Origin of the sequence: Zhenpiania hominis (assembly GCF_014333425.1) — a bacterium.
In the GTDB taxonomy this organism is placed as follows: Bacteria; Bacillota; Clostridia; order Peptostreptococcales; family Anaerovoracaceae; genus Hominibacterium; species Hominibacterium hominis.
Map to the genome: position 1 here is coordinate 10,154 of NZ_JACRYT010000018.1, position 14,874 is coordinate 25,027.

Below are 14,874 nucleotides of genomic sequence, written 5' to 3' on the forward strand. Positions count from 1 at the left end.
GACTTTATTTCCACTCAATACTTTTTTACACGCTTGCTTTTTATGCGGCTGAATTCACTGTAGGTATAAATATTACCTGCTTTACACTTTACCCTTACTTTATAATAATACTTTTTGTTCCTTTTCAGTTTTTTATTTGTCCAGGACTTTTGGGAGGAAGAAACGGTTTTCACCAGTTTATACCCTTTGTTTCTTTTCGCAGAGCGGTAAATCTGATATTGATACGCGCCGCTGACCGATGTATACTTTACCTTAATCTTGGATCTGCCTATCGGTTTTAACGTAACCTTTGGTCGTTTTATCTCTGCGAAAACAGCTTTCAACGTGCGATCCTCTGTTACATAAAAAGAGTACTGATAATTTGTTGATACGGTCCTGTCTCCTTCCACCCATTTAACAAATCGATGCCCTTTTTGAGGCTTTGCCGTCAGAACTGCTTTTGTCTCATAAGCTTTTGTCCCAGTACCGCTAATTCGACCTTTTTTGCTTCCCTCGCTCACTGCTTTTACTCTATAAGATTTCACATCCCACTGAGCGTATAATATAACGATCTTACCCTTATCCGCCGCAAGATCCTTTACCGTTTCGCCATCTGCCATTGTCGCCTTCCCGTTAGGCGTAAAGGACCATCCTCGGAATGTATGCCCTGCTCTTGTAAAACGGTTTTTTATCAATGTCTCTTCTTGGCCGCAAATCATATTCATGTCGGGCATTGTTCCGCTGCCTCCATTAGGATGAAACCGTATGGAGTAAGGAATATCCTCCGTCACTGTAACTTTAACTTTTTTCTGTAACTGATCCGCGCCGTTTGACCGTATGGTGATTGTGGTCGTTCCCGTATTAACCGCTTCTATATTTCCCTCTTTATCAACTACTGCGATATCCGGATCCGAAGATTCTATATCTGGCGCAATTGGAGGCGTCTTCGGCAAAAATGTATATTCCAGTTTCTGAGATTCTCCTTTCTTCATCTGAATATCATCTGCTTCCAACGTTTCCGGCAGAGAATCTATAATTTGAAGCTCTATGGTATCCTTCTTCTCACTGGTCGTATTTTTTACGGAAAGTGTCACTTTTCCTGTCTGCTTTGGATTGACCTCACCAAACTTGTTAATCCCCGCGTAATACCAGTCGCTCGTGGTAAACTGAAAATTACGATTTCCATCCTCCGGCGCCACCTTCGCCGTCAAAGTAACCGGCGTATTTCTGTCCGTATAAAATTCGGTCACATCTCTTCCATTGAGGAATGCTTTCACATCTTCCGTCTTTTTATACACTTTTAGTGGCAGTGTCTTTTCTTTTGCAAGAGATTCATGTCTGGCTGTGATTTTCGTTTCCCCCGGAGAAACCGGAATTACCGTATTTCTCTGCGTAACCGCAATAGCTTCATCAAGTGTACCATAGGAAAGCTCTTTATCGGAAGCATTCTCCGGAGAATATCTGGTGTTGATCTTTGCTGTATTTTCCAGTTCGATCTCACCTGAACTATTTATATTGTCATAAGAAATATAGAAGTCCGTTAGGGGAATCCTTTCTATTGTTACTTTGACAGAGTTCGAGTTCCCGCTTATCCGATCGGTCGCAGTAAGTACTGCCTCTCCCTCTGCTTTCCCAGTAAGGACTCCGTCTTCATTAACGGTTATTTTGCTTTCATCTGAAACGGTATATTGAATATTTACTTCACTGCATGCTGGCTGCTTTTCTATTTTGGTTGTCACATCATTATTAACCGAAACAAGGTAAGATTCCTCTGAAAACTTTAATCCCTGAAGCTGCAGAGTACTCCTTCCCCGTAATTTGGGATACTTGTACGATTTTAGCATATCCCAGGTATTTTCAAAATCAAACCCTTGATAAGATTCTTTCTGTTTCATTTCCTCAGAAGTTAATTGTTTATCCCTATTCGTTCCGGATGGCTCTCCATACAGAAAATACGCGTGTTCTATGCTTCCTGCCCCGCCAGAAATTCCCCATGAATTTTTAGCGGAATCCGCTTCACTGAAATCGCATGCGCTATAGACACAGTCGATTGCTCCGACATTTTTTCTTGCTATCCCGCCGATCCAGTAATGATTCCTATCATATGTTTCAAGAGCTTTTACTTCCAGCTGAGCATAGCAGTCCTTAATAAGGCCTTCCACAGCGTTATAATCCACGATCCCCCCTATCACTCGTGAATAAGCTGGCTCATTATAGAATTTTATCGTCCCTGTAAAGGAACACCTTACGATTTCTCCAGAATTATTTCCCGTAATTCCTCCCATCCCAATACTGTTCTCGCTCTTATTCGCAATAATTGTGCCATAGGCGCTGCAGTCGCTGATTCTTCCGCTGTTTGTCCCCGCGATCGTTCCCAGCGTCTGACAACTCCCTGTGGTCTCAATGTTATAGAAATCCAGGTTATGAATCACTCCATCATTGTGGTAAAAAACGCCTCCATATTGCGCTGCATTGATCCGAATCCCCGCAATTACCTTATTGTTTCCATTCATCACCCCATTAAATCCGCAATGATAAGCTTTCATCAATTTGGTCCGCTCGTTGCTAATTGGAATCCATCCGCTTCCATCATTATAATAATCCCCGCCTTCTTCAAAATCCGCATTCGTGAACTCCAGATTTTCGGTCAGCAGAAAATAATTTGCCGAATCTTCCCGAATATGATTCAATTCCTCTTTTGAAGAAATACAATATGGATCATCTAGGGTGCCTTTTCCTTTCTCGAATAGATCACTTGTATTTCCCGGATCCGGAAGTTCCATACCTTTTAAATAAGGATACGGATATCCACATTCTGTGTCCAGAATCCAGGTCTGCCCAAAATCAAAACCTTCATAGTTTTTTTGTAGCTTTGCTTCCCTTTCGGACATCAGACTTGCGCCTTCCCAAAACTGTTCTTCCAGTACATACACGGAATTTTTCTCCACATAGTTCGTTGCTCTATTATCTGTAACTGTCACTGCACCTGACCGTTCCGAGGCGCCAACACACCCAATGTTATACGCATTTAAAAGATGTGCCTCTTCATTATCTACAAAAAGATCACCGATAATCCCTCCTGCCTGTCTGCCGCCTCCGACATTTCCACAGTTAAAAACATTTTGCACGGAATGTTTCGCGCGTTCATATCCGATGATGCCTCCTGCGATCGCTGCGGATATCTTTCCTGAATTCCAACAGTTTTCTATTTTGCCTTCATAATTCGTTCCTACAATTCCGCCTGCTGTGTCTCCGTCAAGATTTGTGATATCTCCAGTATTTGTACAGTTTCGAATCGTTCCATAATTATAACTTGCGATTCCTCCTACATCATCCCAATAATTGCTCTCACAGGTTACACTTAAGTCACTTTTGCTATTACAGAACTCAATGAGCCCTCTATTTGCTCCGGCAAAACATCCAACAGCGTTGGATACTCCCTCTATGTGAAATTCTTCGATTGACAGATTTTGAATCGTACCCTCGCTTACCGCAAAAACTCCTCCTCCACGTTGATTATGAATTCCTCTTATCGTTTTCCCATTTCCATCCAGTTTACCGACAAAGGGATAATTTTCAGGTGTATAGTTCGGATTACCGTCCCCTATCGCAATCCATTTCTTCCCGTCATTAAAAAAAGCGCCGCCCTCTTGGAAATCAGAGTCTGAGAAATTAAGATCTCGTTCCAAAACAAAACAGGAAGTTAGCGCTTCCCGTACTCTGTCAAGATCGGAAGTCGTCTTAATTATATATGGATCAATATTGGTCCCGTTTCCTCCGCTCTCCCATTCCAAGCCTCTGCTGATGACCGGCTGCCCCTGCTGTTTTAAATATGGAAAAGGATATGTACTCTCTGAATCCATACACCACACATCCGTAAAGTCAAAGCCTTTATAAACGTCTTTTTCTCGCAGCTGTTCCAGATCCAGCTCTTCCCCCAGCTCATTTGACGTAAAATTAGAGATTGAATAGCAGTTAATAATTTGAGTTCCATCTGACTCCCCTGCAATTCCGCCCGGCAGAACATTGTGAGACAGATTTAAAAAACCAAGATTCATGCAATTTTTAATGGTTCCATTCTTCGTTGCTCCTACAATTCCACCATTTTCGACCCAAACATCGGATTCTGAACATTTGAGGAGAACATTTCCTATATTATAGCAATTTTCAATTTTTCCACCTGAATTCCTAGCCGCGATTCCACCAACAGTACTCGATCCCGCCTGAATATCTGCTGAATTATAACATTCTCCAATTCTCCCGCTTTCTTTATTCACGCCCGCGATTGCGCCTAGGTTCCCTCCTCTCTGTGTGCCATCAATCACCCCGCTCACATAACAATTTTGGATCGTTCCCCTGTTGGAATGCGTGATCACACCACCGCTTGCCTTCATTTTGTATACGTCTTCCAAATAAAGGTTTCTTACAGAAGCCTTAGAATCAAGGTCATTAATAAACCCATACTCTTCTTTCATCTTCAGCCCCTTAATCGTGTGTCCATTTCCGTTGAAATCCCCTTGGTAGTAATTGAATCCTCCAATTCCATCCCAAAATCTTCCTCCATTATAAAACGCGCCGCCTTCCTGAAACTCTTCTTCTGTAAAAAACAGATCATTCAGCAAAATATAAGAATCGTCCCGTTGTTTGTTTTCCAGCGCGCGCCAAAGTTGTTCCTTGGTCGCAATCTGATATGGATTTTCTCTGGAACCATCGCCGCCTTCAAAGCCGCTGTCCTCTGCTGACGCGACTCCTGCCGTACAAAAAAGGATACATCCCAGCAGAATCGCGAATCGCATTCCTCTTAAAATTTTTTTCATAAGTCTGTTCCTTTCTTTTACTTCCTACCCACGTTTCATTTATTATAACACACACTTTCTGATTATTTATATTTTTTTGAATATTATCGTCTCAACTTAAAACAAACTCAGCTGATCCGTCTCCGGAAGTCCTTCCAGCACACCGTGTTCCCGCAGCTCTTCGATTGCGGTTTTATTGATTTTCGCCCGTTCCCGAATTTCATCCACGGTCTCGTACGGACGCACCTTGTATTCATCGGCAAGGGATCTGGCGGCCGTCTCTCCCACGCCGGAAACCGCCACAAAGGGGAGCACGACCTTTCCATCCTTTGTGCCGAACTTGATTCCATCGGAGATTCCAAGGCGCGCGGGAAGAAACTCATAACCTCTCGCGTACATTTCGTAAGCCACCTCCAAAACGATCATCTCCGCCTCTTCTTTTTTGGAAGCGTTGTTTCCCTTGGTTATGATATCGTCCATTTTTTCCTGAACCGCAAGAGAACCCCGCAGGATCGTCTTTTCATCAAAGTCCGCCGCCTTGGTGGTAAAGTAAACCGCGTAGAATTCCGGCGGGTAATATACTTTATAATAGGCAATCCGGTAGGACATCATTACATAGGCCACCGCGTGAGCCCGTGGGAACATGTATTTAATCTTTTTACAGGAACCGATATACCAGTCCGGCACATGATGCTCCCGCATCAGATCCTCCTGCTCCTGAGTCAGGCCTTTTCCCTTTCTGACCTTTTCCATAATGGTAAAGGCGTCTTTATTGGGGAGTCCCTTCAGGCGCAGATAGTTCATAATGTCGTCACGGGTGGAAATGGCGTCCTTCATAGTCGCGGTTCCGCTGACAATCAGCTCCTGAGCGTTGTTCAGCCACACGTCCGTACCGTGGGAAAATCCGGAAATCCGTACCAGATCCGCGAATTTTGTCGGCTTGGTATCATCCAGCATCTTGCGGGTAAAGCTGGTGCCGAATTCCGGGATCCCGTAGCTTCCATGGGTAAATTTGTAATCCGGGTCTTTGATGTCCAGTCCGTCAATCCCATTGAAAATACTGTTGACCTTTTCGTCTTTCAGCGGTACTTTCAGGGGATCCACTCCGGTCATATCCTGGAGCTGACGGATCATGGACGGCACATCGTGACCCAGAATATCCAGTTTCAAAAGGTTCTGATCGATGGAATGGTAATCAAAGTGAGTGGTGACAATGTCCGAATTCACATCGTTTGCCGGATGCTGGACCGGACAGAACTCATAAATCTCATGGCCCCGGGGCACGATGATGATGCCTCCCGGATGCTGGCCGGAAGTCCTCCGCACACCTTCGCAGCAGCTTGTCAGCCGATCCGCTTCAAACTTGTTGATGGGGAGCTGGCGCTCCTCAAAGTATTTCATTACATAACCGTAAGCGGTCTTGCCCTGAATCGTGCCGATAGTTCCCGCCTTATAGACATTCTCCGCGCCGAAAATCTCGTCTACGAATTTGTGGGCGGTGGCCTGGTATTCTCCGGCGAAGTTCAGGTCAATATCCGGCTCTTTGTCCGCTTCAAATCCCAGGAAGGTCTCGAAAGGAATGGAAAACCCCTCCTGATTGTATTTGGTTCCGCAGACCGGACAGTATTTTTCCGGCATATCGACTCCGCAGTCATATTTTTCCTTATCGCCCCATTCCAGGTGTTTACAGTTGGGGCACAGATAATGGGGCTCCAGGGGGTTTACTTCCGTAATCCCGGACATGGTGGCGACAAAAGAGGATCCGACTGACCCTCTGGAGCCTACCAGATAGCCGTCCTCCATGGATTTCTGTACCAGCATCTCCGCCGCCATGTACATAACCGAATAACCGTTATTAATAATGGAATTCAGTTCCTTATCCAGCCGCGCGCGGATCTCCTGCGGCACCGGATCGCCGTACATGGCGACAACCCGCTTCTCGCATTTTTCCCGCAGAATTTCATCCGAATGATCGATCTTGGGAGGAAACTTTCCTTCCGGCACCGGCATCATGCGCTCAATCCGGTCGGCAATAGCGTTGGGCGCTTCGATGACCACCTTGCGGGCCGTCTCCTCACCCAGGTATTGAAATTCTTCCAGCATTTCCTCAGTGGTCCGGAAATACAGGCCCTTGTCTCCCTCTACATCCTTAAACCCCTGGCCTGCCATGAGAATCCGGCGGTACAGGGCTTCTTCCTCGTCAAAATAATGGGAATCGCAGGTGGCAACGACCGGTTTTCCGTATTTTTCCCCCAGGGCTACGATTTCCCGGTTGATTTCCATCAGCTGTTCCATATTTTTAACGGTTCCGTTGTTAATCAGGAACTGGTTGTTAATCAGAGGCTGAATCTCCAGATAATCGTAAAAATCCACAAGGCGTTTGATTTCCTCTTCGCTTTCCTTATGGAGCACCGCCTGGTAAAGCTCTCCCGCCTCGCAGGCCGATCCGATAATAAGGCCTTCTCTGTGCTTTTCAATCACGGATTTAGGCATCCGCGGCTTTTTATAAAAATAGTCCAGGTGGGAATAGGAAACCAGTTTGTACAGATTTTTCAGTCCTGCCCGGTTCTGAGCCAGAATAATAACGTGGTTGGTTCCCTTTTTCTTGTAGTCAATGGTTCCGTCCTCGCGAATGCAGTCCCGGTCCTCCAGCAGATAGCCTTCTACCCCATAGAGGATCTTGATGTCCTTTCCGGCATGGGAAGCGTCGGGGAAGGCCTGTACCACGCCGTGGTCCGTGATGGCGATGGCTTTATGCCCCCAGCTTTCCGCGGTTTTCACCAGATTTTTCACATCGTTGAGCCCGTCCATGGCGCTCATTTTCGTATGTACATGCAGTTCTACCCGCTTTTCCGGACTGTTATCCTGACGGAACTGTTTTTCGCCTTTTTCAATGCTCTTTGCCTTTACGGTCAGGACATTATCAAAGGTGTCCCACTCCGCGTCTCCCTGGATTTTGACAATATCCCCGGAATCAAGATGAGTGTCGATATCGATCCACTTCTGCTCCGGCGCGAAAAACTTGACGCACAGAGAGGTTTTCTTATCGGTAATCAGAAGGGTAATCAGCTTGGAACCGCTCTTAATGGTCCGCTCCGCCTTTTTGAACAGAACTCCTTCCACAACCACCTGTCCGCTTTCAGTTGTAATTTCACCGAGGGGCGTCGGCTCGCCGAAAATGGCTTTCCCCATAATCCGGTTGCCGGAAACCGGTTCGTATCTGTCTTTTTTCCGGCTCCACTGTTTTTTCTCGCCCCAGGGAGCTCCGCCGCCGTTTTCCCGAAAGCCTCCCCCGCTGCTTTCTTTAGGAGCGTTCTGAGCCGCTTTCAGCTGCTGCCTTCTGTTTTCCTCCGCGTCTTTTTTCTCTTTTTCTTCGATCTCCCGATAGGTTTTTTCGCAGCTTTCTTTATGATTTTGAAAGAGAACATCCGCCTCAATCCCGAAATTCTCCATCAGAAGATGGCGGAATTTGGAGGCTACCTGTTCGTTTAACAGGGCGACGGAAGTCTCCCCTACCGCGTAAATCGTTAAACGGCCGTCCTCAAACTGAAATTTTTCCGGAAAAATCGTCTTGGTAATCGGCGCGTAGCTGCCGTTGACAATCCGGATCATATGCTCGATGAAGAGGGCGATAACCTCCTTCGGAGTTAAAATAACGTCTTCATAAATAAACTCCAGCCGGACTCCGGAAAGCCCTTCCACCTCGCTTTTACAGATGGCTTCGATCTTTTCCACATCCGAAAAAGGCACAACAAAATTGAGCCGTATCCGGATCGTCAGGATATTGTCCTGACGGCCCAGTACCGCTCGTTCGATGCTGAATGTATAATTTTCTTTCGGGTGCCCGGAAAGGCGCGCCCATGTAATGCTGTTTTCTATCAGAGTCTTCATACCTTGCTGAAAAAGTTCCCCTCCTGTATCATTCGAATCATTTCTTCGGCGATTGCCTCTTCCTCTACGGTTTTGAGGATCTCGCCCCTGGCGAAAATTACGCCTTTGCCGTCGCCGCAGGCCACTCCCAGATCCGCGTCCCTTGCTTCTCCCGGGCCATTGACCGCGCATCCCATCACCGCGATTTTCCGCTTTTTTCCGTCCGCCGGCTCTTTGCAGGCAGAAAGCGCTTTCTCGATCCGCAGCGTAATCGCCTCCAGATCCACCTTTGTTCTTCCGCAGGTGGGACAGGATACCAGATCAAATCCGCTTTCCCGGATTCCCGTAGCCTTCAGAAGCTCTTTGGCAAACAGCACTTCCTCCACCGGATCAGCAGTCAGGGAAACCCGCATGGTATCGCCGATTCCGGCAAGCAGCAGCGCGCCGATCCCGGCCGCGGATTTTACTTTGCCCCTGGATAAGGTCCCCGCTTCGGTTACGCCGATATGAAGGGGATAGTCCGTCTTAGCGGCGAGCATCCGGTAAGCGTCGTAATTCATCTTTACATCGGAAGATTTCAGGGAAATAACAATATCATGGAAGTTCAGATCCTCCAAAAGCTCGGTGTTTCGCAGAGCGCTCTCCACAAGGCCGACTGCCGTAGGCCCCCCGTTTTTTTCAAGGATGTCCTTTTCAAGAGAACCGGAATTCACGCCCACCCGGATGGGAATTCCCGCCGCTTTTGCCGCGTCCGCCACCCGGCGCACCTTTTCCTTTCCGCCGATATTTCCCGGATTAATGCGAATCTTATCCGCCCCTGCGGAAATCGCCGCCAGCGCGAGACGATAGTCAAAATGAATATCCGCCACCAGCGGTACCTTTGCCAGCTTTTTCAGATCCTTCAGCGCTTCCGCCGCCTCCATATCCGGAACAGCAAGGCGCACAATCTGGCAGCCCGCCTCCTCAAGACGACGAATCTGCGCCCCTGCCGCGGCCTTATCCGCGGTATTCACATTGGTCATAGACTGTATGGAGATCGGCGCGCCTCCGCCGATTTTCACATCTCCGCAAAACACTTGTTTTGTCATCTGTTTCCTCACTTAATTAAATATCGGTACAATAAACCGGACAATATCGTTCCAGGTTACATAAATCATCAGTGCGAACAGAAGCATAATTCCGATAAAGTGAACCTTTCCTTCCATTTCATCGGTAATGGCCTTCCCTGTGATTTTACGCACGATGATAAACAAAAGCCTTCCCCCGTCCAGAGCCGGCAGGGGCAGCATATTGACAATCGCCAGATTCAGACTGATGAGCGCCGTCAGATACAGCAGGTAGACAAATCCGTACTGCGCCGTATCGTTTACCGCGTAAACGATTCCCACAGGCCCGGACAGTTCTTTTACGGATACGTCTCCTGTAAAGAGCTGCCGGAAGGTGTCCACCATCATCTTTGTCATATTCCAGGTATTGACGGTACCATCTTTTATCGCGGTCAGCACGTTATGCTCCCGGACCGGAACAATTCCAATCACCATTCTTCCGTCTTCCGCCTCCGTCAGTTCCGAAGTCAGCGTCAGATTCTGTCCGTCACGCTCAACCTCAAGAGTGACCTCTTCCTTAGCGGTTCCGATGGCGGTGACAAGAGAGGCCCAGTCGTCTGTCTTTTTCTGATCCACCGCGACGATCTTATCCCCACTTTGGATTCCCGCGGCCTCCGCCGGGCTTCCCGCCGTCACCTGATCGATGGTCGTTGTCACCGTCCCGGTATAAAGAGCGATAATAATCAGAAACAGAATACATAAAATCAGATTCATCGCGGCTCCCGCTACCACAATAATCGCTTTCTTCCAGGCCGGTTTGTTATTAAAAGCCCGCGCGTCCTCCGATTCTTCGTCTTCTCCCTCCATAGCGCAGTAGCCGCCGATAGGAATGGCTCGCAGCGCGTAAAGGGTCTCCCCTTTTTGTTTTTTAAAAATCGCCGGTCCCATGCCCAGCGCGAATTCATTGACTTTGACCCCGCATGCTTTTGCCGCCATAAAATGCCCCAGTTCGTGAATGAAAATCAGCAGGCAAAACATGATAATCGCGTAGATGATTGTCATTTTCTCTTTTCCCTTTCTCTTTTAATTCTTTGAAAGCAGGCGAACCGCCGCTTCCCTGGCTTTTCGGTCTGCCTCCAGTATCCCCTCTAACGTAAGATGATTTTCCGGCTTATGTACTTCCAGCACCTTTTCAATGGTATCCTGAATATCCGTAAACCCGATCTTCTTCTCCAGGAACATCTGCACCAATACTTCGTTGGCTCCGTTGAGAGCCGCCGGATATGTTCCCCCCTGGCTGCATGCCTGCCGCGCCAGGCGCAGCGTTTTAAAAACCTCCGGGTCCGGCCGCTCAAAAGTCAGCGTTCCTTCCGCGAATAAATCCAGCGGCTTAAAATCGTTTTCCAGACGCTCGGGCCAGGAAAAGGCATAGCTGATGGGAATCCGCATATCCGGATTTCCCATCTGAGCCAGAACCGATCCGTCCCAGTATTCCACCGCTGAATGCACGATGCTCTGAGGATGGACCACCACCTGAATCCGATCCGGATCCACATCAAACAGCCATTTTGCCTCGATAATCTCCAGCCCTTTGTTCATCATGGTCGCGGAGTCGATGGTGATCTTATTTCCCATATCCCATTTTGGATGCCGCAGCGCTTGATCCAGCGTCACGCCCCGGAGCTGCTCCAGAGTATACCCCCGGAACGGCCCGCCGGAAGCCGTCAGCAGGATCCGTCTTACCGCCTGCCCGGAATTCTGCTGCAGGCACTGGAAAATCGCGCTGTGTTCACTGTCCACAGGAAGAAGCTTCCTGCCGGTTTCTTCGGAAGTACGCATGATAAGCTCGCCCCCCGCTACCAGGGTTTCCTTGTTGGCGAAGGCAATGTCGTTTCCTGCCCGCAGCGCGTAATAAGTCGGAATCATCCCCCGGATTCCCACCAGGGAATTCAGTACCAGATCGCAGCTGCTTTCCGCTGCCGCAATCAATCCCTTGTCCCCGTATTCCACCTGGAGCTTCGGATATTCCATTGCCAGCGTCGCGGCGTCTTCTTCCCGCTGAACGACAACCATCCGCGGATGAAATTCTTCAATTTGTTCTTTCAGCCTTTCGATCCTCCGGCCGCAGGAGAGTACGGAGACCGAAAACTTTTCCGGATTTCTCCGCACCAGATCCAGCGCCTGGGTTCCGATGGAGCCGGTACTTCCCAGTATTGCAATCGTTTTCATCATTTCTATCCTAATATCAGCAAAATATAGTAGTATACCATGGGCGCGGTAAACAGCACGCTGTCAAACCGATCTAAAATTCCGCCATGTCCCGGAATCAGATTTCCATAATCCTTGATTCCCATTTTTCTCTTGAAAATGGAAGCGGTCAAATCCCCGAACTGAGAAATCACGCCGCCCAGGACTCCGATAATCAGGCAGTGAATAAACAGCCTCGGAATGAAAATCCACCCGAATACGCCGCAGAGAATCACGCTGCCCAGAATTCCTCCGATGGATCCTTCGATTGTTTTTTTCGGGCTGATCTTCGGACATAATTTGTGTTTTCCAAAGAAAACGCCTGCAAAATACGCCATGATATCTGTGCCGAAAGCCGTCAGTACAATCAGCCACAGCATCAGCGAATATTCTCCTGTCTGCTCTACTAAAAGAACATGATAGGAGAAGAAGATTACATAAAAAATTCCCGTAATCGTGGCCATAGCGTCCTCCAGCCTGCGTTCCTCAATACGGAACAGATACAGCAGGCTGGCGACTACGCACCCGAAAAACCACACCATATACCAATGGTAATCGCTTGTAAACATATTGATGGCATAAAGACCCAAAATCGCCGCATAGGCGGTAACATAACTGGGCCGGATTCCCATGTTCCCGAATCCGTCATAGAATTCTTTTACCGCCATCACTCCGATGACAAAGCAGGCCGCCAGCAGCACATACCCGCCCAAAAAAAGGACAATCAGCAGAGGCGCCATGATCAGGCCTGATAAAATTCTCGTTTTCATTTTGACATTTACCTCCCGCCGAAACGCCGATCCCGGCTCTGATATTCTTCAATCGCTTTTTCGTATTCCTCCGGTGAAAAGTCCGGCCACAGGACATCGGAAAAAACCAGTTCGCTGTAAGCAGTCTGCCACAGAAGATAATTGGACAGGCGCAGTTCTCCGCTGGTGCGGATCACCAGCTCCGGATCCGGAATATCCAGGTGCAGTTTTCCCGTAAACAGATGCGCGCTGATGGTATCTTCCGTAATATCCTCCGGATTCAGGTTTCCTGCCTGTACACCGCGGGCGATTTCCTCCACCGCTCTGCGGATTTCATCCCGGCTGCCGTAATTGAGGGCAATATTGAAACGCAGCCCTGTATTATTTTTCGTTGCTTCCAGTGTCTTTTCCAGACTCTTCTCCGCATCGGAAGGGATCTGCCTGTAATCACCCAGCACCGTTACCTTAACGTTGTTTTCCACCAGTTCTTTTAGCTCGCTGTTCACATACGTCACCAGCAGCTTAAAGATTCCGGACACTTCCGCTATGGAACGCTTCCAGTTTTCTGTGGAAAAGGCATAAACCGTCAGATATTCAATTCCCAGCTTGTCGGAGTGATCCACAATTTTTTTCATGGTCTTCATTCCCGCGTTATGACCCGCTACCCGCGGGAGACCCCGTTTTTTCGCCCATCTTCCGTTGCCGTCCATAATGATCGCCACATGCCGCGGCATCCGCTCTTTGTCTAACATAAAGTTCCCCTATTAAAGGGATGTGGCTAAATTTAACCACATCCTGTCTGTTGATTCTGTCAATTCCTTCGTTACTTATACTTCCATGATTTCCTTTTCTTTATCCGCGATCATGGCGTCCACGTCTTTTACCGCCTTGTCGATGATCTTCTGCACTTCTTCCATTTCGCCCTTCAAATCATCTTCGGTCAGTTCTCCGTTTTTCTCTTCCTTCTTCAGCTCGTCGTTGGCCTCTCTTCTCAAATTGCGGATTGCGACTTTTGTTTCTTCTCCCATTTTTTTAACGGTTTTATTCAGTTCTTTTCTCCGCTCCTCGGTCACCTGCGGAATGGTCAGCCGAATTACCTTTCCGTCATTTGCCGGTGTGATCCCGATATCCGCCTTGTTAATTCCTTTTTCAATTTCCGGAATGGACTTTGGATCAAACGGCGAGATCATCAGCGTCCTTGGATCCGGTACCGAAATATTCGCCAGGCTTTTCAGTGGAGTCGGGGAGCCGTAATAATCGACCATCACCCGATCAACTAAGGCCGCGTTAGCCTTTCCCGCTCTTACAGTCGTCAATTCCTCTTTTAAATGATGTTTGCTTTTTTCAATTTTCGTTTGTAAAATTTCCTCAACATTAATCGCCATTTCGCTACCTCCTGGTTTTCTTATCTTATAATCGTTCCGATTGGTTCGCCGCAGATCGCCCGCATCACATTACCGTCTGTCGCGATTCCGAACACATGAATATTGATGTGATTATCCCTGCAAAGGGATGCCGCCGTCGAGTCCATCACCTTCAGGCCCTTTTCCAGAACTTCCTGATGGGTCAGTTCATCGTATTTCACCGCTTCCGGATTCTGTTCCGGATCATCGGAATATACAGCGTCCACCTTCTTTGCCAGCAGGATGACTTCCGCATCAATTTCCGCCGCCCGGAGAGCCGCTGTCGTATCGGTGGAGAAAAACGGATTTCCCGTTCCCGCGCCAAAAATCACGACTTTCCCGTGTTCCAGATGGCTGATTGCCTTGCGCCGTACATAGGGCTCCGCCACTTCGCGCATTTCAATCGCCGTCTGTACTCTGGTGGGAAGGCCCTCGGCTTCACAGGCATCCTGCAGAGCCATGGCGTTCATAACGGTCGCCAGCATTCCGATGTAGTCCGCAGTCGCGCGGTCCATACTTTTACTGCTCCTTCCCCTCCAGAAGTTGCCGCCGCCAACCACTACCGCTACTTCCACGCCCATATCGTGGACTTCCTTTACCTGAAGCGCGACTTTTTTCAGCATTTCCTCATTCAACCCGAATTTTCCGGTTCCCGCCAGCGCTTCGCCGCTGATCTTCAAAAGGACTCTTTTATATTTCGCTTCCATCTAATTCTCCTTTATTTTTTTGCGCAGACCACATTTAAACGTGGCATTTTATTATAGCACAGATGCCGGATCCAGAG

9 protein-coding genes are annotated in these 14,874 nt (G+C 48.1%); all 9 read right to left on the minus strand.

The annotated features are described in order from the left end of the window. Positions 1–14: 14 nt before the first annotated feature. The gene (locus H9L42_RS13020) at positions 15–4,796 is read right to left on the minus strand and encodes an Ig-like domain-containing protein (protein WP_187303842.1); all 4,782 of its coding nucleotides are present in this window, start codon (positions 4,794–4,796) and stop codon (positions 15–17) included. Positions 4,797–4,892: 96 nt separating this feature from the next. Further along, positions 4,893–8,666, minus strand: a complete 3,774-nt coding sequence (locus H9L42_RS13025; RefSeq protein WP_187303843.1) for a PolC-type DNA polymerase III — start codon at positions 8,664–8,666, stop codon at positions 4,893–4,895. After that, complete coding sequence (gene ispG, locus H9L42_RS13030) at positions 8,663–9,733, minus strand: flavodoxin-dependent (E)-4-hydroxy-3-methylbut-2-enyl-diphosphate synthase (protein WP_187303844.1); 1,071 nt, start codon at positions 9,731–9,733, stop codon at positions 8,663–8,665. Before ispG ends, H9L42_RS13025 begins: the two co-directional genes overlap by 4 nt. Before the next feature lie 12 nt (positions 9,734–9,745). After that, on the minus strand, positions 9,746–10,753 hold the full coding sequence (gene rseP / locus H9L42_RS13035; protein ID WP_187303845.1) for an RIP metalloprotease RseP: 1,008 nt from the start codon (positions 10,751–10,753) through the stop codon (positions 9,746–9,748). 21 nt (positions 10,754–10,774) lie between these two features. After that, positions 10,775–11,920: a 1-deoxy-D-xylulose-5-phosphate reductoisomerase gene (locus tag H9L42_RS13040; protein WP_187303846.1), complete on the minus strand. Its 1,146-nt coding sequence runs from the start codon at positions 11,918–11,920 to the stop codon at positions 10,775–10,777. Positions 11,921–11,925: 5 nt separating this feature from the next. Next, positions 11,926–12,708, minus strand: coding sequence for a phosphatidate cytidylyltransferase (locus H9L42_RS13045; RefSeq protein WP_187303847.1), 783 nt, complete (start codon positions 12,706–12,708; stop codon positions 11,926–11,928). 8 nt (positions 12,709–12,716) lie between these two features. Continuing rightward, on the minus strand, positions 12,717–13,439 hold the full coding sequence (locus tag H9L42_RS13050; protein ID WP_187303848.1) for an isoprenyl transferase: 723 nt from the start codon (positions 13,437–13,439) through the stop codon (positions 12,717–12,719). Between the two features lie 75 nt (positions 13,440–13,514). Further along, positions 13,515–14,072 (minus strand): ribosome recycling factor, encoded by a 558-nt coding sequence (gene frr / locus H9L42_RS13055; RefSeq protein WP_187303849.1) that lies wholly within the window; start codon positions 14,070–14,072, stop codon positions 13,515–13,517. Positions 14,073–14,092: 20 nt separating this feature from the next. Continuing rightward, positions 14,093–14,797, minus strand: coding sequence for a UMP kinase (gene pyrH, locus H9L42_RS13060; protein WP_187303850.1), 705 nt, complete (start codon positions 14,795–14,797; stop codon positions 14,093–14,095). Positions 14,798–14,874: the final 77 nt, after the last annotated feature.